The sequence below is a fragment of the Betaproteobacteria bacterium genome (assembly GCA_016709965.1).
GTDB classification, from domain to species: Bacteria; Pseudomonadota; Gammaproteobacteria; order Burkholderiales; family Rhodocyclaceae; genus Azonexus; species Azonexus amarohabitans.
In genome coordinates this window covers 1,701,093-1,726,708 of sequence record JADJLT010000001.1, presented here as the reverse complement: position 1 = coordinate 1,726,708, position 25,616 = coordinate 1,701,093, and the positions used below count along the sequence as shown (strand labels likewise).

The window sequence follows — 25,616 nt, the reverse complement described above, 5'->3', positions numbered from 1 at the left end:
ATCATCAGTATTTGAGGAGCCGTCATGTGTCTGGCAATTCCCGCACAAGTCGTTGAGCTGCGCGATGGTGACAATGCCCTGGTCGATCTGGCCGGGGTCCGGAAGGAAATTTCGCTGGCGCTGGTCGAGGGCGTGGTCGTCGGCGATTACGTGATCGTCCACGTCGGCTATGCGCTGAACAAACTGGATCCGGACGAGGCAGCAAAGACCCTCAAGCTGTTTGCCGAAATGGGCGAAGCGGCTTTCGATGACGGCGATCCGATTTTGCACTGATGAAGTACATCGACGAATTCCGGGATGGGGACCTGGCCAAAGGCTTGGCCGGGGTTATAGCCCGCGAGGCCGATCCGGCGCACCGCTACCATTTCATGGAGTTCTGTGGCGGCCACACCCACGCCATCTCGCGCTACGGGGTTTGCGATCTGTTGCCGGACAACGTCAGGATGATTCATGGCCCGGGTTGCCCGGTCTGCGTGCTGCCAATCGGCCGTGTTGATCAGGCAATCCGCCTTGCGCTGGAACAAGGGGTGACGCTATGCACTTACGGCGATTGCCTGCGCGTACCGGCCTCTGACGGCTTGTCCCTGCTGAAAGCCAAAGCCCGTGGCGGGGATATCCGGATGGTTTATTCGAGTGCCGACGCAGTGACCCTGGCGCAGAGAAATCCGGACAAGCAGGTGGTTTTCTTCGCCATCGGCTTCGAAACCACCGCGCCGCCGACGGCTGTGGCCATCAAGCAGGCCGCGGCGCTGGGGCTGAAGAATTTTTCGGTACTGTGCTGCCATGTGCTGACACCATCGGCGATTGCCAGCATTCTCGAATCGCCCGAGGTGCGCCAGTGGGGGACTGTGCCGCTGGATGGCTTTATCGGGCCGGCTCATGTTTCGACCATCATTGGCAGCCGGCCGTATGAGTTCTTTGCCGAGGAATACCGCAAGCCGGTGGTGATTGCCGGTTTCGAGCCGCTTGATGTGATGCAGGCGATCAAGATGCTGATACGACAGGTCAACGAAGGTAGAGCCGAGGTCGAAAACGAGTTTTCGCGGGCCGTCGACCGTGAGGGCAACAAGAAGGCACAGCAACTGGTGGCCGACGTATTTGAATTGCGGAAAAGTTTCGAGTGGCGCGGGTTGAATGCACTTCCCTACTCTGCATTGCGCATTCGCGGCCAGTTCGCCGAATTTGATGCCGAAAGGCGTTTTCCTGTTGATTATCGGTCGGTGCCTGATAACAAGGCCTGCGAATGCGGTGCCATCCTGCGCGGTGTCAAGCGGCCGCAGGACTGCCGGATTTTTGGTACGGTCTGCACGCCCGAGAATCCTGTCGGTTCTTGCATGGTCAGCTCCGAAGGCGCCTGCGCGGCCCACTACACTTACGGACGGTACAAGGATGCCTGACACCGGGAAAAACTACCTCCGTCCGCTCGATATCAAGCATGGCCGGATCGACATGGCGCACGGTGCCGGTGGCCGGGCTATGGCGCAATTGATCGAGGAGTTGTTTGCCAAATACCTCGGCAACGAATATCTGGCTCAAGGCGACGATGGCGCTCTGTTGCCGGCCGTGAGTGAGGGGCGAATGGTGATGGCGACAGATGCCCATGTGGTTTCGCCGCTGTTCTTCCCCGGTGGGGACATCGGTTGTCTGTCCGTTCATGGCACGATCAATGACGTGGCAGTGATGGGGGCGAGGCCGTTGTATTTGTCAGCAGCCTTTATCATTGAAGAGGGATTCAAAATCGCCGATTTGGTGCGTATCGTGCAAAGCATGGCCAATGCGTCCAAAGCGGCCGGGGTGCCGGTTGTCACTGGTGACACCAAGGTGGTAGAGCGTGGCAAGGGCGATGGTGTGTTCATCACGACAACCGGCGTTGGTGTCGTGGCACCGGGGCGCGAATTGTCGGGGCGCCATGCAAAGCCGGGCGATGCAATCCTGGTTTCTGGCACGCTGGGTGACCATGGCATGGCGATCATGGCGGTTCGCGAAAGTCTCGGTTTTGAGTCCCCCATCGTTTCCGATACGGCAGCACTGCATGGTTTGATTGACGCAATGCGGGCCAGCGGTGCGGACATCCATGTCCTGCGCGACCCAACGCGAGGCGGACTGGCGACAACCTTGAATGAAATCGCCAAGCAATCCGGCGTCGGGATGATGTTGCAGGAAAAGGATGTGCCGGTGAAGCCGGCGGTTAGTGCGGCCTGCGAATTTCTGGGGCTGGACCCGCTTTACGTAGCGAACGAGGGGAAACTGGTAGCGATCTGCGTCGAACAGGATGCAGAGAAGCTAGTGGCTGCAATGCGCGCTCATCCGCTGGGGAGTGAGGCTGCTATCATCGGCCGGGTGCATGAAGACGACCATCATTTTGTCCAGATGACGACCGGTTTTGGCGGCAAGCGCATTGTGGACTGGCTGAGTGGTGAACAATTGCCGCGTATTTGTTAAACGATCAATGACGCAGCGCAATCATGACCGACTGCACGTCGCCGACTTCAGAAATAACGAGTTCGCGCGCATCGGCCAAGCTGTCGGCGTTACGGATATGGAAGAGATCGCGACGGCCGTCCGGGTAGCGGATGGCTGCGACGTACTCCGGTCGCGGTGCGCGATACAGCACGGTATTAAGTGCCTTGGCAGGTTTTCGTTGTGATCGCATTTCGGTTCACCCCTTGATATTTTTTGCTGCACCGCATCGTAACCAAATGCAAGCGATTGAAAAATATCGCGAAAGTTATAGGTATATGCAGCATTGAAGGGCGCCCGCCGCAAAGCCTTGACCTGCCGTGCTTCACCGCATCGGCATGAAATGTAAAGAACTGTGGATTATGCGAATTCTTTTTGTCACTCATGGTTTTAACAGCCTCACGCAGCGCCTTTATTGCGAGATGGTGGCGCGAGGTCACGATGTCAGTATCGAATTCGATATCGCCGATGGCGTGACCGAAGAGGCGGTAGCGTTGTTCAAGCCCGATCTGATCATTGCGCCTTTCCTGAAACGGGCGATCCCCGAGTCGATCTGGTCGCGTTATTGCTGTCTTGTGGTCCATCCAGGTGAGCCTGGCGACCGCGGTCCGTCGGCGCTGGATTGGGCGATTCAGCATGGCCTCAAGCATTGGGGTGTGACCGTGCTGCAGGCGGAGGCCGAGATGGATGCAGGGCCGGTTTGGGCCTCTGCAACCGTTCCGATGCGCCCGGGCAAGAAATCGTCGATTTATCGCAATGAAGTGACCGAGGCGGCAGTCAGGTCAGTGATTGCTGCGGTCGACCGGGAAAAAGCCGGAAATTTCAAATCCGAACGCGTCCCTGGGCAGGCCCATGCCATCATGACGCAGGTTGATCGAGCCATCGATTGGTCGCTCGACAGCACCGCCGCTATCCTCGCCCGGCTCAATGCAGCCGATGGTTTTCCCGGTGTTGCCGACGAATTGTTCGGTCACCCCTGTCATCTGTTTGACGCCTGGCCGGAGGCTGTTTTTAAAGGTGTGCCGGGAAGCGTACTTGGCCGTCGCGAGACGGCAATTTGTCGTGCAACGGTTGATGGCGGCATCTGGATCGGCCACGTGAAGCGGGCAGGAGGCATCAAGTTGCCGAGCACGCACGCATTTGCAGAAGCCGCCGACCTGCCCGAACTGCCATTGGCCGGCCTTTGGAAGTCGCCGACGCCGACCTGGCAGGACATTGCCTACGAAGAAGCGGCTGGCGTCGGATTTCTCAGCTTCGAGTTTTACAACGGTGCGATGAGCGCGCAGCAATGCCGCCGCCTGACCGAAGCCTTCCGCTGGGCAACCGAGCGGGCGATCAAAGTTATTGTGTTGCGTGGTGGCAGCGATTTCTGGTCAAACGGCATTCACCTGAACCTCATTGAGGCGGCCGACAGCCCGGCTGACGAGTCGTTGGCTAACATCAACGCCATCGACGATCTGGCTGAAACCATCCTGCGATGCGAGACCCGGCTGGTAGTAGCGGCCGTCGGCGGCAATGCCGGCGCCGGCGGTTGTTTCCTGGCGCGGGCGGCCGACTTTGTCTGGGTGCGCGACGGGGTCGTGCTCAATCCGCACTACAAAAACATGGGTAACCTGTACGGCTCGGAATTCTGGACTTACCTTTTGCCGCAGCGGGTTGGCGAGGATGGCGCCAGGGCCGTCATGCGTCGTCGACTGCCAATGATGGCGCATGAAGCCGTCAAGCTCGGCTTTTACGATGCTTGTCTGCCCGGCCCCGGCTTTCATGTCGATGTGGCTCGTCGGGCGGCCGAACTTGCTGCATTCCCCGATTTTCAGAAAAGGCTGGACGACAAACAAGCCAGGCGTCAGTCTGACGAAGCGATCAAGCCCCTGGCGGCGTACCGCGAAGAGGAGTTGAAGGAAATGCAGCGCAATTTCTACGGCTTCGATGCCTCATACCATATTGCGCGCCATCATTTTGTTTCCCGCTCTCCAGCGTCATGGACGCCACGCCATCTTGCCCGCCACCGCGATCTCGACTGGAAAGTGCCGGACTGATGTCGGGCTTTTGGTCCGCATCATCAGGCTTATGCGGCCCGCTTCCGGTTCGCCGGGCAGTGTGATCGCCGATCAATGTCATGATCATACTTCGCGATTAAGCATGAATGGACTTAGAATTGCGGCCCTTCAAGGGTGTTCGGAAATCCTCCCACCCTGAGCCCGCTTTTTACAACTCAAGGAATACAGATGAACAAGTCCGAACTGATTGATGCAATCGCAGCTGAAGCCGACCTGACCAAGGTTGATGCTGCCAAGGCGCTTGACGCCGTTCTCGACGCCATCGTTGGCGCAGTGTCCAGCGGAGACTCCGTGTCTCTCATCGGCTTCGGCAGCTTCAAGGCTTCTGCTCGCGCCGCTCGCGAAGGCAAGAACCCGAAGACCGGCGAAAAGCTGTCGATCGCTGCTACCACCGTGCCGAAGTTCACCGCCGGTGCCAATTTCAAGGCCGCCGTCGCCAAGAAATAAGCTGCACTGTTGTTGCAAGGCCCCAGAGGTTTGCCTGCTGGGGCTTTTTATTGCCTGAAAAATTTCACACTGGTAAATCGGCCATGACCTTCAAAGAGAGCGCCACGCAATTTCAGATCCTTGAAATTTCGCAGATCGAACCGGATGCCAGTCATCCCCGACAGAACATTGACCAAGCGAGTCTCACGGGGCTGGCCAATTCGATACGGAAGGTGGGCGTTATTCACCCGCTGATCGTCCGCCCGGCCAATACTGCGGGCCGATATACCGTGATCGTTGGCGAGCGCCGCCGCCAGGCTGCCATGCTGGCTGCCGAGAGCAGCGTGCCGGTAGTTATTCGCAGTTGTACGGCCGACGAAGCGCTGGAGGTGCAAATTTTCGAGAATATCGGGCTGGGTGTTCGTTCCGGGCTGGAGGCGCGTGATATGGCCAATGCCATTCAGGCAATGGCTGACCGTTTCGAAACGCCGGAAGAGGCGGCTCAACATTTCGCCCGGGCGCCGACCTGGCTCAATCAGGCAACAGCTGCTGCCAATCTTTCAGAAAAGGTGACTGTGCTGCTCGATGCCGGAAAAATTTCGAGTACCGGTGCCGCAGTACAACTGGAAAAACTGGCCAAAAAAGACGGGGCCAAAGCGGATTTGCTGATCAGCCAGATTGCGCAACTGCCCGAGGGCGAAAAAGTCTCAAAAAAGGTGATGGACAAAGCGCTGTCAGATGCCGGGGGCGGGCGCAAGAAGAAGGATGTGCCGGCTCCCGAAGCAGCACCGGCTGAGCTTACGCCATCGGCAATGGCGTCGGCTGAAGTTGTCACGCCGGCGCGTACTCGGATCAATCCGGGGAAGATGAAGCAGGTCGCCGACATTCTTGGCTTGAGCGAAGGCGATGAGGAGGCCTTGTTGGTGCGTCTGATCGACGAATTTCTGGCCTTGAAGAGCGCCTGACTGGATGCCCGCAAGGCTCCTCTGCGCCTGCACAATTGCTGCCCGAGCCGCCGCTTTGTTATGCTTGGCGACTGATTCCACCGGAAAAACCTCACCTCATGAAGCAGGGAACGACGTACTACGATTTATTGGCTGTATCTCAGCATGCCGATCTGGCAGAGATCAGTGCTGCCTATCTGCAGATGTCGAAGGCGCTGGCTGCCGGTCATGGTTCGTTGCCAGAGGTGGAAGCAGAGCTTCAGCAACAACTGCTCAAGCAAGCCTGGGAAGTCCTTTCGGCACCGTCGCGTCGCGCTGATTACGACGCAGGCCTGGCCATGCGTGGCGAGGTGCCCAGCCATCTGGATGTCCAATTGAACACAGCAGCGGCGCTGGAATCCGCCAAGTGGAGTCCGATTCGCCGATTGCTGACCATCATTGCCGGCCTGATGATTGTCGGGATGGTCATGCAGATGGGGGTGATGTTCATGGCTTATCAGCGCTCCAAGGCCATGGTTGATGTTGATGCGACGTCGCCGCTCGCTGAAAAAGCCTACCTTCAGGATTTTTACCAAACCTACGGCATTCGGGTGGCGAGCCGGGCCGAAGCTGATTTGTTGCTGGCAGACATGCGAGGCAAGGAACAGGCAGCGCGTGATGAGGCTCAGCGACAACGGCACGAGGAGGAAGAGGCGCTCAAGCTGAAGCGTTTTGAAGAGGAATCGCGACGCCTGGGGGCCGAGGTGACTGCCAATAACCTGCTGGCGGAGCAGGAGGCCGAGCGTATCAAGGCGGAGGAAGTCCGCCAGAAGGAAGAAATTGAGCGTGCGGCGAAAGAGGCCGAGTTGGCTCGTCGCGAGCAGGAAATCAACCGATTTCGCTCGCAGCCAAGTCGCTATAGGGAGTGATGACGGCGAGTTATCCCGACAATTTGGCCATGCCGCTGCTTACCCGTTTATCCGGAAAGTCCTGGGTGGTCGGCATCTTGATCGGGCTACTCTGCATTGCTTCAGGCGGCTGCAGAAAGGCTGTCAGCGAGCAGGATTTTGTTGGCAAATGGCAGTCTTCCCGTGCGCTGACGCCCATTCATCTGGCCGCGAACGGAGAGTGGGAAATCAGAAAAGACGATGGCACGGTGCTGCAATATGGCCTCTGGCGCTATCAGGAAAACCAAATTATCTGGAACATCACGCGGGCAGAGCGACTGGTCAGTGATCCCAACCCAGTGCTGTTGGTAGAACCGGCGGCGTTCCACCTTAGGGAAGCGGATGGGTCGGTGACAGTTTTCCGGCGACTTCCCTGATTTTCAGATGGGTGCCAGATCTTGAGCACCAAAAATGCCTTTGAATTTCGACACTTGCTTTATAGACTGGACAGATGGCGAAGGTGGTGCCGAGTCACCTCGCCTGTCTTGGGGTTGGCTTGAGTGGCGTAAATTGGCCGCGGGCGGCCCCGGATGCTTGTCATCTGTCCATGGAGCCTGCGCACATGCCCTATCTGGTCGCTTTCTGGAATCTCGAAAATTTCTTTGCCCCTGAGGCTTACGCTGGCCGCGAGCCATGGGTAGCCAAAGCCATGAAAAAAGAGCTCAGCGGCTGGTCTGAGGTCTTGTTCAAAAGGAAAGTGGCGCAGTTGGTGTCGATCATCCGCCAGATGAAAGATGCGACAGGTCCGGACCTGCTCGGTGTCTGTGAGGTGGAAAACCAGTTTGCGTTGCAGGCGCTGGCGGATGCACTCAATGTGGCGCTTCCGGCGAGGCAATATGAATTGGTGCATGTCGATGCGGCGCGTGAGCAGCGGGGTATAGATACGGCCTTCCTGTACGATGTAAAACAACTGACGGCCAATCGCAATGAACTGTTCTCGCACTGGGTGATGCGGCGAACGGGAACGCGCGACATCACGCAGATTACGTTTGTGACTGCCTCCGGAAAACAGATCGTTGCCTTGGCCAATCATTGGCCGTCGCGCTCCTCATCAGCCGGAAACGGCCCGGAGTATTCGGCCGGTTTTCGGGCGACGGCAGGCGAAACGCTTGCCTACTGGCATGACCGTATTCGTGAAGAAAAGGGTGAGAACGCGGCGGTGATTGCATTGGGCGATTTCAATGATGACCCTTTTGACAAGTCGGTCACCATTCACGCTCAGGGTATTCGTGACAAAGGGGATGTTCAGCGCGCGAAGAGCGCCAAGTTCTACAATTTCGCCTGGGAGTACACGATGCAGACCGTGACTGATCACAATGGCCGGCAGCGCCCGTTGAACGGTACGCTGTATTTCGGCGGTGATGCCAGTCTGTTCGACCAGATCATGGTTTCACCGGGCTTGCTGACCGGCAAGAGCGGCTTTCGGGTGATCGAGGGCAGTGCTCGCATCGAGGCTTTCCCGAAGGCCGTCAGCCACCGTGTTGGCGAGGGACCCATCCGCTTTGGTCTGCCCAGTGGCAATGCGGCCAAAAACGTCAATATGGATGGCTACAGCGACCATTTTCCGGTGTCGGTGCGGATCGCCGAGGTCTAAGCCTGCACCTCGGCGACGCCGATTTGTTTTTCCGTTCGTAACTCTGCTAAAAGCCGATCTTTCGGCTGCGTCCGGTGCGAGTTTGTTCAAAATCACGCGCCTCAAGCCAGTTGCGTCCTTCCAGTTTGGCCGTGCCGAAGGCGGCGAGCAGGCGTTTGCGCATGTCGCGCGGCGGTAGCGAGCCGAGCCGTTCGAGCACCGCTTCTTCGGCTTCAGGCGGAAACCCCCAGTCGTGCTGACTGACGATTTCACGGTAGAGCGCGGCGGCGATACTGATCGCGGCATCGTGATCGGGGCGTGGTACTTCGTAAACATTCATCCGGTTGAGGATGGGTTCCGGAATGCTGCGCTCGTCGTTCGCTGTCGTCACCCACAAGATGTGCGAGGCATCGATGTCGATATCGATGAACTCGTCTTTGAAGGCGCGGGCAGTGTCGCGTTCGAGCAGGCCGTAGAGCGAACCCATCGGGTCATACCGGGAATCACCGCCAGCCTTGTCGACCTCGTCGAGCACCACGATGGGGTTGGCGAAGTCACCATGCACCAGCGTGTGGGCCACCTTGCCCGGCTTGGCATTGTTCCACTGTGATGAGGCACCGGACAGAACCCAGCCGGCGGTCAGCGAACTCATCGAGATGAATTCGTGGCCGGTGCCGAGGTGGGTAGCCAGTTCACGGGCGAAGTGAGTCTTTCCGATGCCGGGTTCGCCGAGCAACAAAATGGGCGTGAAGCTCATCGGCTCATTGCCCGCGACAGACAGGGCAACATACTTTTTCAGGTCGTCGATGACTTCGATGAAATTGGGGCAGCTATCGTAGAGGTCGTCGATCATGTCGGCGCCGGTCGGGCGGACCAGAAAGCGGCCACCGCCGCGCTGCTTCATCTTGTCGTAGAGGGTGGCCAGCGCTTCGTTGCGGTTGCCGGCGGCGTCTTCCATGGCACGTTCGATGGCTGCCACGTCGTAGATGGTTCGCTCTTCAGCGACCGATAGTCGGATTTCACTGTGTGCCATGATGACTTTCTCCATGCGCTCTTACACCGTTTAACGAATCCAGCTTGCTGCTGCTTATCTCAAGCATATCTTGTTCCATATTTTGGCGTAAAACAGGTAAGTGATTGTATCAATGAGATTTGTGGAGATTTTCTGGCTTGCTTCAGCCGCCAGAATATTTTGGAATTTGCCGGTTTTTCGACGTTGACCGCAGCAATCCGACAATTTGTGCCCTTTGTCGGTGCGGGATGCCGCTTTACTGAAACGCAATCCGAAACTTGACGCATTGATCTGGCGTCCGCTTTGTATGAAGATTACCGGAGTGTTAATTGGAGCTGATGATGGAAACTCCACCTGCGGACTGGCTGTCGTGGCTGATCCTGACCTTCGTACTCGGCATGAAGCATGGCTTCGATGCGGATCATCTGGCGACCATCGACGGTTTGACCCGGTATAACACCCGCAACCGTCCCGGTCTGGCCCGTTATTGCGGCACGCTGTTCTCCCTGGGGCATGGCGCTGTTGTAATGGCTATCGCCCTCGGGGTGTCGGCCATTGCCGGGCATTGGGAAGTGCCGCCCTGGTTCGGGACGATCGGGTCGGTGATTTCCATCGTCTTTCTGGTCGCGCTGGGTAGCCTCAATCTGGTTGCCGTGCTTGCCGCCGAGCCTCATGAAATGGTGCAGCCGGTTGGCATCAAGGGACGCCTGCTCGGAAATCTTCGTCATGTTTCTCATCCGGCGCTGATCGCGCTGGTCGGTGCGTTGTTTGCGCTGTCATTCGACACCTTGTCGCAGGCCGCCTTCTTCGCGTTGTCTGCGACCCAGTTCGGCGGTTGGCAGCACGCATTGATGCTGGCCATGCTGTTCATGCTCGGCATGTTGCTGACAGACGGTATCAATGGCTTGTGGATTGCCCGCCTGATTGCCAGTGCGGATCAAGTGGCGCTGATTGCATCGCGGGTCATGGGCCTGGTTGTTTCCGGCGTCAGTTTGCTGGTCGCCGCCTTTGGCGCTGCCAAGTTGTTGTCGCCATCGCTGGATGCCTGGAGTGAGGGCAAGGAGTTGTTTTTCGGTTTTGTACTGGTAGCGATCATTGCGCTCAGTTATGTCGGTGCCTTGCGTCTGACGCGTCGTTCAGCGGCTGTTTGATTGTGTATCGATCAGCTTGCCCGGCGGTTGGCTGATTCAAGCGGGTTGCTTTTTGCTATCGCAATTAGCGAGCGATCAAATCCGGCATGGCTCACGGTTGCTGGTATCAATTTCCGCTGCAACCACTCCACTGAATCAAGGTGTCGCTCCCCGATGTTCCATCGCCAATATTGATCGTATAATTCATAATTATGTGACCGTTCAGGCAAGCTTTGGAGTAATCTGAACGGTTTTCCCATATAGCCGAATTCGGAGGAGAATCCGTGGAAAAGGATTTGCGCGAAGCCGCACTTGAATATCACCGCTGGCCCACCCCGGGCAAGATTTCCGTCCGTCCTACCAAGGGCCTGACCAATCAGCGCGACCTCGCGCTGGCCTATTCGCCGGGTGTTGCAGCGGCCTGTGATGCCATTGTCGAAGACCCTGCAACTGCCGCCTGGTATACCTCGCGTGCCAATCTGGTGGGCGTTGTCACCAACGGCACCGCTGTGCTTGGCCTCGGTAACATCGGTCCGCTTGCTTCCAAGCCGGTCATGGAGGGCAAGGGCTGTCTGTTCAAGAAATTTGCCGGCATCGATGTTTTTGACATCGAGCTGGCCGAGAACGACCCGGACAAGTTGATTGACATGATTGCCGCCCTCGAGCCAACGCTCGGCGGTATCAACCTGGAAGATATCAAGGCGCCCGAGTGCTTCTACATTGAGCAGAAGCTTAAGGAGCGGATGAATATTCCTGTCTTCCACGACGACCAGCACGGTACAGCGATCATTTCCGGTGCTGCCATGCTCAACGGCCTGAAGGTCGTCGGCAAGAAGATTGACGAGGTCAAGGTTGTAGTTTCAGGTGCCGGAGCGGCAGCCATTTCCTGCGTGAACCTGTGGTGCGATCTCGGCGTCAAGCGTGAGAACATCACCATCTGTGACTCCAAGGGGGTCATCTACGTTGGTCGCCCGGGCAGCATGGACGAGACCAAGGCGCGCTACGCCCAGAATACCGAAAAGCGTACGCTGGGCGATGCCATGGTTGGTGCCGATATCTTCCTCGGCCTGTCCGCAGCCGGTGTCGTCAAGCAGGACATGGTCACCAGTATGGCCGAGAAGCCGATGGTTTTCGCGCTGGCCAACCCGACGCCGGAAATCATGCCGGAACTGGTCAAGGAAGTCCGCCCCGACGCCATCATCGCGACTGGCCGTTCCGATTACGTCAATCAGGTCAATAACGTCCTTTGTTTCCCGTTTATCTTCCGCGGCGCACTGGATGTGGGCGCCACTCGCATTACCGAAGAAATGAAGATGGCTTCCGTGCGAGCGATCGCCGAGTTGGCCGAAGCCGAAGTAACCGATGAAGTGGCCATGGCTTATCCGGGTGCTGATTTGTCTTTCGGCCCGGAATACCTGATTCCGAAGCCTTTTGACCCACGCCTGATTGTCAAGATCGCCCCGGCTGTTGCACAGGCAGCGATCGACTCGGGGGTTGCAACGCGGCCGATCACCGATTGGGATGCCTACCGCGCCAAGCTGTCCGAATTCGTCTATCACACCGGTGTTGGCATGCGCGCCATTTTTCAGGCGGCTCGTCAGGCCAAGGGCAAACGCATTATCTTCGCCGAGGGCGAGGAAGAGCGCGTGCTGCGTGCCGCTCAGGTCGTTATCGAAGAAAAGTTTGCTCGTCCGATCCTGATCGGTCGCCCGGATGTTATCCAGCATCGTCTGGAAAAAGCCAAGCTGCGTATCAAGCCGGGTGTCGATTTTGACGTCGTCAATCCGGAATCCGATGAGCGCTACCGTGAATGCTGGCAGGGCTACCACAAGCTGATGGTTCGCCGTGGTGTCACGCCGGGCATCGCCAAGGACGCCATGCGTCGCAAGCAGACCGTGATCGGCGCCATGCTGCTCAAGCTCGGCTACGCCGACGGTCTGATCTGTGGCATGACTGGCCAATACAGCCATCACCTGGGTGTGGTTCAGAACATCATCGGCAAGCGCCATGGCGTCAATACGCTGGCCGCCATGAACTACCTGATGCTGCCTGGACGTTCCCTGTTTATCTGCGATACCCACGTCAATGAGAACCCGGGCGCCCAGGAAATCGCCGAAATGACCATCATGGCCGCCGAGCAGGTCAAACGTTTTGGCCTGCATCCGAAGGTGGCGCTGCTGTCGCATTCCAATTTTGGTTCCAGTGGTTCCGAAGCGGCGCGCAAGATGAGCATCGCGGCCGGCCTGATTGGCGCAATGACGGCAGGCGAACTGGAAGTCGATGGCGAAATGCATGGTGACGCAGCGTTGAACGAGGCCATTCGCCAAGAAGCCAACCCGGATTCGCCGCTCAAGGGCGAAGCCAACCTGCTGGTCATGCCCAACATCGATGCTGCCAACATCAGCTACAACCTGATCAAGATGACCGGTGGCGAAGGCGTGACCATCGGCCCGATCCTGCTTGGCATGGCACGTCCGGTGCACGTCATGACCCCGACGGCAACAGTTCGCCGGTTGGTTAATATGACGGCTCTGGCGGTTGTCGAGTCAATGGAGCGCTAAACAGGCCGTAATAAAAAGGCGCGGGTGGGAAACCTCGCCGCGCCTTTTTTCATTTTTGGGCCTTTTTTGCCGTTGACCGCAGCAATGCGCCGGGACGTGTCTGGTAATAAGCTTTCTACTCGGAGAGCGCCGCCAGCAGCTTGCCATGGATGCCGCCGAAGCCGCCGTTGCTCATGACAAGGATGTGGTCGCCCGGTTGTGCGGCGATGACGATCTGGTCGACCAAGCGATCGAGATCCTCCTCGACAACAGCGCGGTCACCCATTGGTGCCAGTGCCTCGCGGGCATCCCAGCCGAGATTGCCGGCGTAACAGAAAGCTGCATCAACCTCGCGCAGGCTCTCTGGCAGTTGTGACTTCATGGTGCCGAGTTTCATGGTGTTCGAGCGCGGCTCCAGTACGGCCAGAATCCGGGCATTGCCGACCTTGCGACGCAGGCCGGCCACGGTGGTGGCAATGGCCGTCGGATGGTGGGCAAAATCGTCGTACACCGTCACGCCGCGGACTTCGCCGCAAACTTCCATGCGGCGCTTTACATTCTCGAAGCGGGACAGCGCATCCAGGCCATGGGCCAGCGAAACACCGACATGGCGGGCAGCGAGCAGGGCGGCGCAGGCATTGGCGCGATTATGTTCGCCGGAAAGTCTCCACACGGTACGACCGATTCTTCCCTCGGGGCCATGAAGCGCCAGCTCGCCACGGGCGTCATCGCCGGTGACGTGATAGCCGGCGGGATCGTTGAAGCGTTCGACTGGCGTCCAGCAACCGCGCTGTAGTACCCGTTCAAGACTGGCCTCGGCTGCATTGGAAATGATTAGCCCGGATTGCGGCAAAGTACGCACCAGATGATGGAACTGTGTTTCGATCGCAGCCAGATCGCTGAAAATGTCTGCGTGGTCAAATTCCAGATTGTTCAGGACAACCGTCCTTGGCCGGTAATGGACAAATTTTGAACGCTTGTCGCAAAACGCCGTGTCGTATTCATCTGCTTCAATGACGAAAAAAGGGGTTTCCCCCAATCGAGCGGACACGGAAAAATTCAGAGGGACGCCGCCGATCAGGAAGCCTGGTTTCATATTGGCATCTTCGAGAATCCAGGCCAGCATCGACGCTGTCGTTGTCTTGCCGTGGGTGCCGGCAACGCCGAGTACCCAGCGGCCCTGCAGTACGTTCTCGGCCAACCATTGCGGCCCGGAAACATAGGGCAGCCCCTTGTCGATGATTGCTTCGAGCAACGGATTGCCGCGGGATACGGCATTGCCGATCACGAAAATATCCGGTGCCAACACCAATTGGTCGGTATCGAAGCCTTCAATTAGTTCAATGCCGGCGCCACGCAACTGGTCACTCATCGGCGGATAGACGTTGGCGTCGCAGCCGGTAACCTTGTGGCCGGAATCCACCGCCAGTTGAGCGACGCCACCCATGAAGGTGCCGCAGATGCCAAGAATATGAATGTGCATTTTGAGTCGAGCCGTTAGAATGGGGGCGATTTTACCTTGATCGAGTCCCGATGACCCGTCATGAAAAGCAACGCCCGAGCACCGGTATCCGGGCCACGATCGCCAGTGCCGCCGCCCGTCTGATGGCAGAGGACGGCATTACCGACTATCACCATGCAAAAAAGAAGGCCGCTCGCCAATTGGGGCTGCCCGAAAACACGGCTTTTCCGGATAACGGCGAGGTTGAAGCCGAGTTGCGGGCCTATCGCATCCTTTATCAAGGCGAAGAGCATGAGGAACTGATTGCTGCGCTGCGTCACACGGCGCTCGAACTGCTCGATCTTTTGGTGGATTTCAATCCTTACCTCACGGGTTCTGTACTGGATGGCACCGCAGGCGTGCATTCGCATATCGATATCCTGCTATTTGCCGATAGCGCCAAGGAGGTCGAGATATTCCTGCTCAATCGGGGTATCAATATCGCGCATGTCGAGGCACGCAACGAGCGGGTCGAGGCGGTGCTGCAAATGGAGACCGATACGGCAGATGCCAATCTGGTCGTCTGCCCGCCACAGATGGAACGAGTCAGTTTGAAGTACCATGATGGCCGTCCACAGGATCGAATTCGCGCCGAAGGCTTGCGCGCCCTGCTCAAGGAATAGACTGGACAAGTTGCAGCGATTTGCGGCAAACTTGCAGCTATGACGAAGCGAAAAACTGTTTTCACGGTTGCTGAAAAGTGTTATCTCAAGCCGCCGTCAGCGTTGCTGTTATCCGGTAATTGGCTATTTTTGCCGACCGGATCATTTGGGCCAGCTGTTGGCCCTCGCATAATTGAATAACCTGTTTATTATTGAACTGTCTGGCGTTTGCCAGTTTTTTTGCGCTCAATGGGTGCGATACAGAAGGGAGTCTCCATGGATCTGCGTAAACTCAAAAAACTTATCGACCTCGTTCAGGAATCCGGTATTTCCGAACTGGAAGTGACCGAGGGTGAAGAGAAGGTCCGTATTGCCAAGCACTATGGTGCCATTGCCGCTGCTCCGCAGCAATATTATGCTGCGCCCCCCCAGTTGCCAGCTGGTGCGCCGGCGGTTTCTTCAGTGAATCTCGATGATGAAGACGAGTTGCCGGAAGGCCATATCGTCAAGTCACCCATGGTTGGTACTTTCTACCGCTCGCCATCGCCCGGCGCCGATGCTTTCGTGCAGATCGGCCAGACAGTGAAGCAGGGCGAAACGCTCTGCATTATTGAGGCCATGAAATTGCTCAACGAGATCGAATCCGATGCATCGGGCGTGGTCAAGGCGATTCTGGTCGAAAATGGCGAGCCGGTCGAATTCGGTGAACCGCTTTATGTGATTGGCTGATATGGCCATGTTTGAAAAGATTCTTATCGCCAACCGCGGGGAGATTGCGCTGCGTATTCAGCGCGCCTGCCGCGAGCTTGGCATCAAAACGGTCGTCGTACATTCCGAAGCTGATCGTGAGGCGAAATATGTCAAGCTGGCCGATGAGTCGGTCTGTATTGGCCCTGCCTCCTCGTCCCTGAGCTATTTGAACGTCCCAGCCATTATTTCGGCGGCGGAAGTGACCGACTCACAGGCGATTCATCCCGGGTACGGTTTTCTATCGGAAAACGCAGACTTCGCCGAACGCGTTGAGACCTCGGGTTTCGTTTTCATCGGCCCGCGCGCCGAGACAATTCGTCTGATGGGCGACAAAGTTTCAGCCAAGAACGCCATGAAGGAAGCGATGGTGCCTTGCGTACCTGGTTCCGAAGGTGAGTTGCCGGATGATCCGAAGGAGATCGTCAAGATCGCCCGCGCCGTTGGTTATCCGGTCATCATCAAGGCGGCCGGTGGCGGTGGCGGTCGAGGCATGCGCGTCGTGCACACCGAAGCAGCGCTGGTCAATGCGGTGGGGATGACCAAGCAGGAGGCTGGCAGCTTTTTCAATAATCCTGCCGTGTACATGGAGAAGTATCTGGAAAACCCGCGACATGTGGAAATCCAGGTACTGGCTGACGAATACAAGAACGCGATTTATCTCGGTGAGCGCGACTGTTCAATGCAGCGCCGTCACCAGAAGGTGATCGAAGAAGCGCCGGCGCCGCATATTCCGGCACGCCTGATTGCCCGTATCGGCGAACGTTGTGCTGAGGCATGCCGCAAGATTGGCTACCGAGGCGCGGGAACTTTCGAGTTTCTGTATGAGAACGGCGAGTTCTACTTCATTGAAATGAACACTCGTGTTCAGGTCGAGCATCCGGTGACCGAAATGATTACCGGCGTTGATATCGTGCAGGAGCAGATTCGCGTCGCTGCCGGTGAAAAGCTGCGCTATAAGCAAAAGGACATCGCCTTCCGCGGTCATTCCATCGAATGCCGCATTAACGCAGAAGACCCTTTTACGTTTGTGCCATGTCCCGGCAAGATCGAGTTTTATCATCCGCCAGGCGGCCCTGGGATCCGGGTTGATACCCACATTTATCAAGGCTATACCGTGCCGTCGCACTACGACTCAATGGTCGCCAAGGTGATCGCCTATGGTGATACCCGTGATCAGGCCATCCGCCGTATGCGCATTGCTTTGTCAGAGATGAGCATTCAAGGTATCAAGACCAACATCCCCCTGCATCAGGAATTGATGCAGGACGCTCGCTTTATCGAGGGCGGTACGAGCATTCACTACCTTGAACAGAAACTCGCCGACAAGGGCGAAGTGAAGCTCTGAACGATGGCTTGGCAAAGCGTTAGTTTTCTGACCGATGCGTCGCATGCCGAGCCGATCTGCGATGCCCTGCTTGAAGCCGGCGCGCTGTCTGCCAGCATTGAAGATGCGGACGCCGGTACGCCGGACGAGCAGCCGTTGTTCGGTGAGCCGGGGTCGGTCCCGAGTTCGGGGTGGACGCATTCGCGCATCGTTGCGTTGCTCGAGCCGGACGCCGATATCGAGGCCTTGCTGGCTGAGGCAGCCCAATCCATCGGGCTCACCCAGATTCCGGCCTGCGAAGTCGAGCCAGTGGAAGAGCAGAACTGGGTGCAACTCACCCAGTCGCAGTTCGACCCGATTCGCGTTTCAGAGCGTCTCTGGATTGTGCCATCCTGGCATGAAACGCCGGACCCGGCCGCAGTCAACCTGATTCTTGACCCTGGCATGGCCTTTGGTACGGGCTCGCATCCAACCACTCGTCTCTGTCTTGAGTGGCTGGAACGCAATGTTTCAGACCGTTGTACGGTGCTCGACTACGGTTGCGGTTCAGGCATTCTGGCTATCGCAGCGGCTCGTCTGGGTGCCGGTTCGGTAGCTGGTGTTGATATCGATCCGCTGGCTGTGGAAGCGGCTCGCTCGAATGCCGAACGTAATGGCGTGGTTGCGTTGTTTGCCGATTCGGCAACGCCGGTGGCTGGCGAATATGATCTCGTTGTCGCCAATATCCTTTCCAACCCCCTGCGCGTGCTGGCTCCGGCCATTTGTGCGCATGTTCGCTCCGGGGGGAGACTTGCACTGTCCGGCATTCTGCGTGAGCAAGCCGATGAAATCATGGCCATCTACGCTCAGTGGTTGCCAATGCAAGTGGCGGATACCCGCGAAGACTGGGTATGTTTGACAGGAACCAAACCCTGATGCGGACGCGCTGCCCGGCGTGCAACACGGTTTTTCGTGTCACAACCGCGCAGTTGCGTCTGAAGGCAGGGAAAGTTCGTTGCGGTAGCTGTCAGCGCATATTCAATGCATTCGATCAGATGTTGCCGGATGCAGACGACGCCATGCCATTGGCAGAGGCTACCGAAGTGCTCAGTGCTCTGCCAGAAGACCATACGTACGAAATAGACCAACATCAGCATTTGCCGGAACCGGAACCGGAACCGGAACCGGAACCGGAACCGGAACCGGAACCGGAACCGGAACCGGAACCGGAACCGGAACCGGAAGCCGAAGCCGAAGCCGAAGCCGAAGCCGAAGCCGAAGCCGAAGCGCCGGCAATCGACTTGTCTGCAGACTTTTCCGCTGAATTGATTGAGGCGCCCCGGCAAGCTAACGAAGAGCCTGATGAGGCCTTGCCGGACGAGGTGCCGCATGGTGCAACGGAGATTGCTGAAAAGGCAGTCTTCGGTGAGGAGACGCACGATCACGCGTCCGCCGAGATCGTTCCGGAATCTTCCGAGGAGTCTACTCAGGCTGCACGTCAGGCGGGCCTGGTGGCTGCGCGCGAGCTAAGTGATACGCCCGCTTTCAATCGCTGGGCGGCGGGTACTTTGGCGGGAGACGGTCCGGGTGGATTTTCGGGCGAATCGAATCAGCGAGCTGTTTGGCCATTCGTCCTTGCTTCGGTAATCCTGCTTGTCGGTTTGCTGGGCCAGCTGTTGTATCACTTCCGCACTGATGTCGCCTTACGCCTGCCTGATACGATAGCGTTGTATGATTTTGCCGGGATTGACATACCCCTGCCCCGGCATGCTTCGTTGGTTTCGATTGAAGCCTCCGATCTGCAATCCGACAACGCTCGCGGCCTATTTGTCCTGCAGGCTACACTCAAGAATCGTGCTGGTTACGCTCAGGCTTGGCCAGCACTTGAGCTGAGCCTGACCGATACCAACGATAAAGTGGTTTCGCGACGCGTCATGCTGGCTGCTGATTATCTGCCGCCGGGTAACAAATCCGACGCTTTCCCTGCCAACGGCGAGCTGGCCGTCAAGCTGTGGATCGAAGCCAAGGACATCGGTGCTTCCGGTTACCGCCTTTATATCTTTTACCCCTGATCCCAAATGACGACTCTAATCTGCGGCTCTCTTGCCTTCGACAACATCATGGTCTTCCCGGACCGCTTCAAGAATCACATCCTGCCTGAGCAGATTCATATTCTGAACGTCGCTTTTCTCGTCCCGGAAATGCGCCGCGAATTTGGTGGCTGTGCCGGGAACATTGCTTATAACCTGATGTTGTTGGGCGGAGAGCCGATGATCATGGCGACGGTCGGTGACGATGCTGCGCCATACCTTGATCGTCTCGACAAGCTCGGCCTCCCGCGTACCCACGTTCGCCAGGTGAATGGCAGCTTTACGGCGCAGGCATTTATTACAACGGATCTGGACGACAATCAGATCACTGCCTTTCATCCGGGCGCGATGAGTTTTTCGCATTTGAACAAGGTCGAGAGTGCCAATGCCAAGCTCGGTATCGTCGCACCGGATGGCCGCGAGGGCATGATGCAGCACGCCCGTGATTTCGCTGATGCCAGCGTACCGTTCATCTTCGATCCGGGTCAGGGCCTGCCGATGTTCAATGGCGACGAACTGCTCGATTTCATCGAGCTGGCGGATTACGCCTGCTTTAACGATTATGAGGCCAAGCTGTTGTGTGATCGCACCGGTCGCAGCCTTGAACAGCTCGCCGGCAGCTTGAAGGCATTGATCGTGACGCGCGGTGGCGAAGGTTCTGAAATCTACGCCGATGGCGTTCGCCAAGACATTCCCTGCGTTGCTGGCGATGAGATTCTTGATCCGACCGGCTGTGGCGATGCCTATCGCTCAGGCTTGCTCTACGGGATTGCCAACGGGTTTGACTGGCTGACTACCGGGCGTCTGGCTGCCGTGATGGGCTCGATCAAGATTGCTCATCGCGGTGGTCAGAATCACCAACCGAGTCGTGAAGAGATCGCAGAACGTTATCGAAAGGCATTTGGCGCAATGCCCTGGTAAGTTGTCGTGTCGTGAAATATCGCTGTCATCTTCGGGCAAAGCGCTTGTAACAACCTTCATCCAGACTTGTTCTCCACGAATACAAGGAGAACAAAGATGGAAAATGTCCATAAGGCTGCAGGTCGCAGCCGCCCCGAAAAGAAAAGTCTGGCTGTGGGTTTTGCCCGTAGCCAGAGCGATATTCTCGAAGCGCAGCGCCTGCGCTACCGTGTATTTGCCGGTGAGATGGGCGCCAATCTGCCGAGCCGTACGCCGGGTGTTGATCACGATATTTATGATCCATACTGTCAGCATCTGGTCGTGCGCGACACGCAAAGCGGCGAAATTGTCGGTACTTATCGCATTCTGACGCCGGAGAATGCCCGCCAGGTTGGCTACTATTCTGAAAATGAATTTGACCTGACCCGACTGCAGCATTTGCGTTCGCGCTTGGTCGAAATCGGCCGCTCCTGTGTTCATCCGGACTACCGGACCGGCGCAACGATCACACTGCTCTGGTCGGGCTTGGCTCAGTTCATGATCGAAAACAGCTACGATTACCTGATGGGCTGTGCATCGATCAGCATGGCCGATGGCGGGCACGCTGCGGCCAGCTTGTATAATCGTCTGGCCGCCGATCATCTCGGCCCGCAGGAGTATCGCGTTTTCCCGCGTTGTCCGCTGCCGCTGGCTGCCTTGCAGCAGGATCATCCGGCCGAAACGCCGCCGTTGATCAAGGGTTACCTGCGTGCCGGGGCGTGGATTTGCGGTGAGCCGGCATGGGATCCCGATTTCAATACGGCCGACCTGCCGATTTTGATGCCGATGGCCAAGGTTTCCGGCCGTTATGCCAAGCATTACCTGGGGTAATAAGACTGAGCAAGACGAATTCAGCAATCCGCGCCTTCCGGATTTTCCGCATTGCACTGCTGGTCTTCAGCGGGGTACTTTTTTCGCTATGCGTTTTCCCGCTGTGCAGTGAGCGCAAGCGACTGGCCCTGAAAGCCAGCTGGTCGGCAGCACTCCTTGATGCGCTCGGCGTCGAGGTCGAGGCAGATCTGACCCACGCTGTTCCCGGCGCGCTGTTGGTGGCCAATCATATTTCGTGGATCGATATTTATGTAATCAACGCGGCGCTGCCGGCAGCCTTTGTATCCAAGGAGGAAGTACGTCACTGGCCGTTGATCGGTTGGCTGGCCGCCAAGAACGATACTGTTTTTTTACGGCGAGGTAGTCGTGGCCACGCCAAGATCATCAATGAACAGGTCGCCCAAATTCTCGATAAAGGGAAGCATGTGGCGGTTTTTCCGGAGGGTACGACCACCGATGGCCGAAGTCTGCTGCATTTCCATGCGGCGCTGATTCAACCGGCATTGTCGGCTGGACGGCCTGTATTACCAGTGGCGATTTCATACTGGGAACTGGATGGCCAGCGCAGCCTGGCGCCGCGTTACGACGGCGATATTTCGATGGGCCAATGTACGGCCGCAATACTTGGCCGAAAACGTCTGATTGCCCGCTTGGTGACGACGCCTTTGCGTGGTTTGAATGGCGAGGACCGCAGGCAGGTGGCGGCCGAAGCACGTGAAGCTATCGCTTTGGCTGCAGGGCTTCCATTGGCGAGCAATCGACCTGAAACACCTGACGATCCTCCAGTCGAACGGCGGTCAGATGTCCTCCCCACAGGCAGCCGGAATCGAGCGCCAGTAAATTCGGGGTGACTTTCAGGCCCAGTGCCGACCAGTGACCGGTCACCAGCACGGCGTCAGCACTCTTTCGGCCAGGTAGATCGAACCACGGTAGATGGCCTTTGGGTGCATTGGCGATCTTGCCTTTGACCTTGAATTCCATGATGCCTTTGGGGGTGCAGAAGCGCATCCGCGTCATGGCATTGACGATGACGCGCAACCGTGGCCAGCCTTTCAGATCGTCCGACCAGCCGGCGGGTTCGCTGCCCCACAGGTTCTGGATGAACTTTCGGAAATCCTTGCCTTGCAGCGCGGACTCGACTTCGCGGGCAAGTTCACGGGCACGGCTTGCCGTCCATTGCGGGAGCAGGCCGGCGTGTACCAGGCAGTACTCGCCTTCGGTGTGGCAGATCGGTTGATGGCGCAGCCAGTCGAGCAATTCTGCGCAGTCCGGGGCATCGAAAATTTCCTGTAGCGTATCGTCCTTGCCACGGAATTTGGCGCCGCCTTCGGCGACCATCAGCAGGTAGAGATCATGGTTGCCAAGGACGGTAATTGCCGAAGATCCCAACGATTTGATCAGGCGCAGTGTTTCCAGCGATTTCGGCCCGCGATTGACCAGATCACCGACCAGCCACAGGCGATCGGTGCTCGGATCAAAGGCGCATACCTCCAGCAGACGCTGCAGAGAGTCATAGCAGCCCTGGATGTCGCCGATGGCGTAAGTAGCCATTACTGCGGTCAACCGGGAAAAACGGCCGAATTCAAAATATTCCCCTGGCCGCGCTATTCGACAGTGACCGACTTGGCCAGATTACGTGGCTTGTCCACATCGGTTCCCTTGACGAGTGCGACATGGTACGAGAGCAGTTGCAGCGGAATGACGTGCAGGATAGGCGACAGCTCGCCGTAGTGCTCCGGCAGGCGCAGAATATGGACGCCTTCCGATTCCTGAATTTCCGAGTCGGCATCGGCAAAAACGTAGAGTTCGCCGCCACGCGCCTGGACTTCTTTGAGATTGGATTTCAGCTTGTCGAGCAATTGGTCGTTCGGCGCTACGGAAATCACCGGCATCTTTGCATCGACCAGTGCCAGCGGGCCATGCTTGAGTTCGCCGGCCGGGTAGGCTTCGGCGTGGATGTAGGAGATTTCCTTGAGTTTGAGCGCGCCTTCCATGGCGATAGGGTAGTGGCGGCCGCGACCGAGGAAGAGGGCGTGGTGCTTGTCTGCAAAGCGCTGGGCCCAGACCTTGATTTCGCCTTCCAGCTCAAGCACCTTGTTGACCGCGACCGGCAGGTGACGCAGCTGGTGAATGTACGTCGCTTCCTGTTCCTCGCTCAGGCGACCCCTGACCTTGGCGGCGACCAGCGTCAGCAGGAAGAGCGCAGCGAGCTGGGTGGTAAAGGCCTTGGTCGAGGCAACGCCGATTTCCGGTCCGGCGCGGGTGATGAAGCGAAGCGTACATTCGCGGACGATGGCGGATTCCGGCACGTTGCAGATGGCGAGCGTCTTCATCTGTCCGAGCGACTTGGCATGGCGCAGAGCGGCCAGCGTGTCGGCCGTTTCACCAGATTGGGAGATAGCGACGATCAGCTGGCGCGGATTGGCCACCGAGGTGCGGTAGCGGTATTCGCTGGCGATTTCGACATTGCACGGCACGCCGGCAATGGCTTCGAGCCAGTAGCGGGCGGTGTAGCCGGAGTGGCTGCTGGTGCCGCAGGCAAGTATGAGGATCGAGTCTACATCGGCCAGCAGATTGGCAGCGTCGGCGCCGAATATGCCGGGCTGGATGGTCTTGCTGCCACCGACGATTTCAAGCGTGTTGGCCAGCGCTTCCGGCTGCTCGAAGATTTCCTTCTGCATGTAGTGCTGGTAATTGCCGAGTTCGACGGCGGCTGCCGAGAGCTGGGAAACATGCACAGGACGTTCTACCGGCGTGCCGTCAAGGCGGGTGATCTTGACCTTGCTTGCGGTTAACTCGGCAATATCGCCATTTTCAAGATAAACCATGTTGCGCGTGACTTGCAGCAGGGCGGAGGCATCGGATGCGGCGTAGTTGCCGGTTTCGGAAACACCTAGCAACAGCGGTGAGCCTTCGCGGGCGACGATGACCTTGCCCGGCTGGGTGTAGTCGATGACGGCGATGGCAAAGGCACCGACCAAGCGCTGGCAGGCGAGTTGTACGGCCTTGAAGAGGTCTGGCTCGGCTTTCAGCGTGGCCTGGATCAGGTGGGCGATGCTTTCGGTATCGGTATCCGAGGTGAAAATGTAGCCTTGGGCGGTCAGTTCGCTACGCAGCGACTCGTAGTTTTCGATGATGCCATTGTGGACGACTGCAATGGTGCCGGAGACATGGGGGTGCGCATTGCGTTCGGATGGCACACCATGGGTCGCCCAGCGAGTGTGGGCAATGCCGGTGACGGATTCGGTGTTGGCCGAAGCGGTTTCCAGCTCGGCAACACGACCAACCGAGCGCACGCGTGCAATGCTGCCGGACTCAATGACGGCCAGGCCCGCCGAGTCGTAGCCTCGATATTCCAGCTTCTTCAGGCCTTCGACGAGAACGGGAACGATGTTGTTGCCGGCTGCTGCCGCGACGATGCCACACATAGCTAGTCCTTAAACCTTGTAATAATCACGGTACCAGGCGATGAAGCGGCTGACGCCTTCCTGGATGGGGGTGCCCGGGACGAAACCGACCCAGTCGTTGAGCAGATCAGTGTTGGCGTATGTCGCCGGTACATCGCCGTCCTGCAGGGGCAACAGGCGTTTTTCAGCAGTCATGCCGAGTGACTTTTCAATGGCGCCAATGAAATCGAGCAATTGAACCGGGTTGTTGTTGCCGATGTTGAAGACGCGGTAAGGCGCGTTGCTGGTCGCCGGATCGGCGGAGATCGCGTCATATTCCGGGTTGACCGCAGCGTTCTTGTCCAGCACGCGAATCACGCCTTCGACGATGTCGTCGACGTAGGTGAAATCACGCTGCATGTTGCCGTAGTTGAATACGTCGATCGCCCTGCCTTCGAGGATGGCCTTGGTGAACAGGAAAAGTGCCATGTCCGGACGGCCCCACGGGCCATAGACGGTAAAGAAACGCAGGCCGGTTGTCGGCAGGCCGAACAGGTGGCTGTAGGTGTGCGCCATCAGCTCGTTGGCCTTCTTGCTTGCCGCATAGAGGCTGACCGGGTGGTCCACGCTATCGTGTTCGGAGAACGGCATCTTGGTGTTGCCACCATAGACGCTCGAGCTGGAGGCATAAACCAGATGCTGCACCTTGTTGTGGCGGCAGCCTTCGAGAATGTTGGTGAAGCCAACGATATTGCTCTCGATGTAGGCGTGCGGATTTTGCAGCGAATAGCGGACGCCGGCCTGGGCGGCAAGGTGGATGACCTTGTCGAACTTTTCGTCGGCGAACAGTTTGTCCATGCCGGCGCGGTCGGCCACGTCGAGTTTGACAAAGCGGAAACCGGGTAAGGAGGTCAGTCGCTTGAGGCGATTTTCCTTGAGGGAAACCTCGTAGTAATCGTTCAGGTTGTCCAGACCGACCACTTCGTCACCACGGGCCAGCAGGCGAAGCGTGGCAGTTGAGCCAATGAAGCCGGCAGCGCCGGTAACAAGAATTTTCACAAGACTACCTCAAATGAAAGTTGGTAGATTTTATCGCAGGGCAGCATTGTATTTATGACGCTCGTTCATTTTGGACGTATTTCA

The 25,616-nt window shown here is 57.7% G+C and carries 24 protein-coding genes and 1 pseudogene; 19 read left to right on the top strand and 6 right to left on the bottom strand.

The window, feature by feature from the left end; translation table 11 throughout:
* Positions 1-24: 24 nt before the first annotated feature.
* The 3 genes from IPJ12_08485 to hypE are packed head-to-tail and all read left to right on the top strand — an operon-like array spanning position 25 to position 2,442.
* Positions 25-273 (top strand): HypC/HybG/HupF family hydrogenase formation chaperone, encoded by a 249-nt coding sequence (locus IPJ12_08485; protein MBK7647179.1) that lies wholly within the window; start codon positions 25-27, stop codon positions 271-273.
* A complete protein-coding gene (hypD, locus tag IPJ12_08480; GenBank protein MBK7647178.1) occupies positions 273-1,397 on the top strand; it encodes a hydrogenase formation protein HypD in 1,125 nt (374 codons plus the stop codon). Before IPJ12_08485 ends, hypD begins: the two co-directional genes overlap by 1 nt.
* Positions 1,390-2,442, top strand: coding sequence for a hydrogenase expression/formation protein HypE (hypE, locus tag IPJ12_08475; protein ID MBK7647177.1), 1,053 nt, complete (start codon positions 1,390-1,392; stop codon positions 2,440-2,442). Before hypD ends, hypE begins: the two co-directional genes overlap by 8 nt.
* A gap of 4 nt (positions 2,443-2,446) precedes the next feature.
* Here hypE and IPJ12_08470 read toward each other — a convergent pair whose 3' ends face one another.
* The gene (locus tag IPJ12_08470; GenBank protein ID MBK7647176.1) at positions 2,447-2,653 is read right to left on the bottom strand and encodes a hypothetical protein; all 207 of its coding nucleotides are present in this window, start codon (positions 2,651-2,653) and stop codon (positions 2,447-2,449) included.
* Between the two features lie 169 nt (positions 2,654-2,822).
* Here IPJ12_08470 and IPJ12_08465 point away from each other — a divergent pair, with 169 nt between their 5' ends.
* From IPJ12_08465 to IPJ12_08440, 6 genes are all read left to right on the top strand, one after another.
* Positions 2,823-4,499 carry a hydrogenase maturation protein gene (locus tag IPJ12_08465; GenBank protein ID MBK7647175.1) on the top strand — a complete coding sequence of 559 codons (1,677 nt, stop codon included), beginning with the start codon at positions 2,823-2,825 and terminating at the stop codon, positions 4,497-4,499.
* Between the two features lie 189 nt (positions 4,500-4,688).
* Positions 4,689-4,967, top strand: a complete 279-nt coding sequence (locus tag IPJ12_08460) for an HU family DNA-binding protein (protein MBK7647174.1) — start codon at positions 4,689-4,691, stop codon at positions 4,965-4,967.
* A gap of 83 nt (positions 4,968-5,050) precedes the next feature.
* Positions 5,051-5,911 carry a ParB/RepB/Spo0J family partition protein gene (locus IPJ12_08455; protein MBK7647173.1) on the top strand — a complete coding sequence of 287 codons (861 nt, stop codon included), beginning with the start codon at positions 5,051-5,053 and terminating at the stop codon, positions 5,909-5,911.
* A gap of 98 nt (positions 5,912-6,009) precedes the next feature.
* On the top strand, positions 6,010-6,798 hold the full coding sequence (locus IPJ12_08450) for a DnaJ domain-containing protein (protein ID MBK7647172.1): 789 nt from the start codon (positions 6,010-6,012) through the stop codon (positions 6,796-6,798).
* A 29-nt stretch (positions 6,799-6,827) separates the two neighbouring features.
* Positions 6,828-7,193, top strand: a complete 366-nt coding sequence (locus IPJ12_08445; protein MBK7647171.1) for a hypothetical protein — start codon at positions 6,828-6,830, stop codon at positions 7,191-7,193.
* A 185-nt stretch (positions 7,194-7,378) separates the two neighbouring features.
* Entirely contained in the window at positions 7,379-8,410 is a 1,032-nt protein-coding gene (locus IPJ12_08440; GenBank protein MBK7647170.1) for an endonuclease, read from the top strand.
* 46 nt (positions 8,411-8,456) lie between these two features.
* Here IPJ12_08440 and IPJ12_08435 read toward each other — a convergent pair whose 3' ends face one another.
* Positions 8,457-9,422, bottom strand: coding sequence for an AAA family ATPase (locus IPJ12_08435; GenBank protein ID MBK7647169.1), 966 nt, complete (start codon positions 9,420-9,422; stop codon positions 8,457-8,459).
* A 320-nt stretch (positions 9,423-9,742) separates the two neighbouring features.
* Here IPJ12_08435 and IPJ12_08430 point away from each other — a divergent pair, with 320 nt between their 5' ends.
* Both IPJ12_08430 and IPJ12_08425 read left to right on the top strand, forming a co-directional pair.
* Positions 9,743-10,552 (top strand): nickel transporter, encoded by an 810-nt coding sequence (locus tag IPJ12_08430; GenBank protein ID MBK7647168.1) that lies wholly within the window; start codon positions 9,743-9,745, stop codon positions 10,550-10,552.
* A gap of 263 nt (positions 10,553-10,815) precedes the next feature.
* Complete coding sequence (locus tag IPJ12_08425; GenBank protein MBK7647167.1) at positions 10,816-13,092, top strand: NADP-dependent malic enzyme; 2,277 nt, start codon at positions 10,816-10,818, stop codon at positions 13,090-13,092.
* Positions 13,093-13,207: 115 nt separating this feature from the next.
* Here IPJ12_08425 and mpl read toward each other — a convergent pair whose 3' ends face one another.
* Entirely contained in the window at positions 13,208-14,554 is a 1,347-nt protein-coding gene (mpl, locus tag IPJ12_08420; protein ID MBK7647166.1) for a UDP-N-acetylmuramate:L-alanyl-gamma-D-glutamyl-meso-diaminopimelate ligase, read from the bottom strand.
* 50 nt (positions 14,555-14,604) lie between these two features.
* Between mpl and IPJ12_08415 the strand changes: the two genes are divergently transcribed.
* The 8 genes and pseudogenes from IPJ12_08415 to IPJ12_08380 all read left to right on the top strand — a co-directional run bounded on the left by IPJ12_08415 (position 14,605) and on the right by IPJ12_08380 (position 21,812).
* Positions 14,605-15,195, top strand: coding sequence for a hypothetical protein (locus tag IPJ12_08415; GenBank protein MBK7647165.1), 591 nt, complete (start codon positions 14,605-14,607; stop codon positions 15,193-15,195).
* Positions 15,196-15,450: 255 nt separating this feature from the next.
* Entirely contained in the window at positions 15,451-15,903 is a 453-nt protein-coding gene (locus IPJ12_08410) for an acetyl-CoA carboxylase biotin carboxyl carrier protein (GenBank protein MBK7647164.1), read from the top strand.
* A gap of 7 nt (positions 15,904-15,910) precedes the next feature.
* Entirely contained in the window at positions 15,911-17,269 is a 1,359-nt protein-coding gene (gene accC, locus IPJ12_08405; protein MBK7647163.1) for an acetyl-CoA carboxylase biotin carboxylase subunit, read from the top strand.
* Between the two features lie 3 nt (positions 17,270-17,272).
* Complete coding sequence (gene prmA / locus IPJ12_08400; GenBank protein MBK7647162.1) at positions 17,273-18,163, top strand: 50S ribosomal protein L11 methyltransferase; 891 nt, start codon at positions 17,273-17,275, stop codon at positions 18,161-18,163.
* On the top strand, positions 18,139-19,299 hold the full coding sequence (locus IPJ12_08395; GenBank protein MBK7647161.1) for a DUF3426 domain-containing protein: 1,161 nt from the start codon (positions 18,139-18,141) through the stop codon (positions 19,297-19,299). Before prmA ends, IPJ12_08395 begins: the two co-directional genes overlap by 25 nt.
* A gap of 6 nt (positions 19,300-19,305) precedes the next feature.
* Complete coding sequence (locus IPJ12_08390; GenBank protein ID MBK7647160.1) at positions 19,306-20,238, top strand: carbohydrate kinase family protein; 933 nt, start codon at positions 19,306-19,308, stop codon at positions 20,236-20,238.
* 96 nt (positions 20,239-20,334) lie between these two features.
* On the top strand, positions 20,335-21,087 hold the full coding sequence (locus IPJ12_08385) for a GNAT family N-acetyltransferase (GenBank protein ID MBK7647159.1): 753 nt from the start codon (positions 20,335-20,337) through the stop codon (positions 21,085-21,087).
* 26 nt (positions 21,088-21,113) lie between these two features.
* Positions 21,114-21,812 (top strand): annotated as a pseudogene (locus IPJ12_08380) (1-acyl-sn-glycerol-3-phosphate acyltransferase).
* Here IPJ12_08380 and IPJ12_08375 read toward each other — a convergent pair.
* The 3 genes from IPJ12_08375 to IPJ12_08365 are packed head-to-tail and all read right to left on the bottom strand — an operon-like array spanning position 21,808 to position 25,532.
* On the bottom strand, positions 21,808-22,638 hold the full coding sequence (locus IPJ12_08375) for a symmetrical bis(5'-nucleosyl)-tetraphosphatase (protein ID MBK7647158.1): 831 nt from the start codon (positions 22,636-22,638) through the stop codon (positions 21,808-21,810). The pseudogene IPJ12_08380 and the gene IPJ12_08375 overlap by 5 nt on opposite strands.
* A gap of 53 nt (positions 22,639-22,691) precedes the next feature.
* Positions 22,692-24,515, bottom strand: a complete 1,824-nt coding sequence (gene glmS, locus IPJ12_08370) for a glutamine--fructose-6-phosphate transaminase (isomerizing) (GenBank protein MBK7647157.1) — start codon at positions 24,513-24,515, stop codon at positions 22,692-22,694.
* A 9-nt stretch (positions 24,516-24,524) separates the two neighbouring features.
* On the bottom strand, positions 24,525-25,532 hold the full coding sequence (locus IPJ12_08365; protein MBK7647156.1) for an NAD-dependent epimerase: 1,008 nt from the start codon (positions 25,530-25,532) through the stop codon (positions 24,525-24,527).
* Positions 25,533-25,616 lie beyond the last annotated feature (84 nt).

Coding starts and splice junctions, on each gene's coding strand:
- IPJ12_08485 (MBK7647179.1), top strand. CDS start 25: ATGTGTCTGGCAATTCCCGCACAAGTCGTTGAGCTGCGCGATGGTGAC.
- hypD (MBK7647178.1), top strand. CDS start 273: ATGAAGTACATCGACGAATTCCGGGATGGGGACCTGGCCAAAGGCTTG.
- hypE (MBK7647177.1), top strand. CDS start 1,390: ATGCCTGACACCGGGAAAAACTACCTCCGTCCGCTCGATATCAAGCAT.
- IPJ12_08470 (MBK7647176.1), bottom strand. CDS start 2,653: ATGCGATCACAACGAAAACCTGCCAAGGCACTTAATACCGTGCTGTAT.
- IPJ12_08465 (MBK7647175.1), top strand. CDS start 2,823: ATGCGAATTCTTTTTGTCACTCATGGTTTTAACAGCCTCACGCAGCGC.
- IPJ12_08460 (MBK7647174.1), top strand. CDS start 4,689: ATGAACAAGTCCGAACTGATTGATGCAATCGCAGCTGAAGCCGACCTG.
- IPJ12_08455 (MBK7647173.1), top strand. CDS start 5,051: ATGACCTTCAAAGAGAGCGCCACGCAATTTCAGATCCTTGAAATTTCG.
- IPJ12_08450 (MBK7647172.1), top strand. CDS start 6,010: ATGAAGCAGGGAACGACGTACTACGATTTATTGGCTGTATCTCAGCAT.
- IPJ12_08445 (MBK7647171.1), top strand. CDS start 6,828: ATGCCGCTGCTTACCCGTTTATCCGGAAAGTCCTGGGTGGTCGGCATC.
- IPJ12_08440 (MBK7647170.1), top strand. CDS start 7,379: ATGCCCTATCTGGTCGCTTTCTGGAATCTCGAAAATTTCTTTGCCCCT.
- IPJ12_08435 (MBK7647169.1), bottom strand. CDS start 9,422: ATGGCACACAGTGAAATCCGACTATCGGTCGCTGAAGAGCGAACCATC.
- IPJ12_08430 (MBK7647168.1), top strand. CDS start 9,743: ATGGAAACTCCACCTGCGGACTGGCTGTCGTGGCTGATCCTGACCTTC.
- mpl (MBK7647166.1), bottom strand. CDS start 14,554: ATGCACATTCATATTCTTGGCATCTGCGGCACCTTCATGGGTGGCGTC.
- IPJ12_08415 (MBK7647165.1), top strand. CDS start 14,605: ATGACCCGTCATGAAAAGCAACGCCCGAGCACCGGTATCCGGGCCACG.
- IPJ12_08410 (MBK7647164.1), top strand. CDS start 15,451: ATGGATCTGCGTAAACTCAAAAAACTTATCGACCTCGTTCAGGAATCC.
- accC (MBK7647163.1), top strand. CDS start 15,911: ATGTTTGAAAAGATTCTTATCGCCAACCGCGGGGAGATTGCGCTGCGT.
- prmA (MBK7647162.1), top strand. CDS start 17,273: ATGGCTTGGCAAAGCGTTAGTTTTCTGACCGATGCGTCGCATGCCGAG.
- IPJ12_08395 (MBK7647161.1), top strand. CDS start 18,139: ATGTTTGACAGGAACCAAACCCTGATGCGGACGCGCTGCCCGGCGTGC.
- IPJ12_08390 (MBK7647160.1), top strand. CDS start 19,306: ATGACGACTCTAATCTGCGGCTCTCTTGCCTTCGACAACATCATGGTC.
- IPJ12_08385 (MBK7647159.1), top strand. CDS start 20,335: ATGGAAAATGTCCATAAGGCTGCAGGTCGCAGCCGCCCCGAAAAGAAA.
- IPJ12_08375 (MBK7647158.1), bottom strand. CDS start 22,638: ATGGCTACTTACGCCATCGGCGACATCCAGGGCTGCTATGACTCTCTG.
- glmS (MBK7647157.1), bottom strand. CDS start 24,515: ATGTGTGGCATCGTCGCGGCAGCAGCCGGCAACAACATCGTTCCCGTT.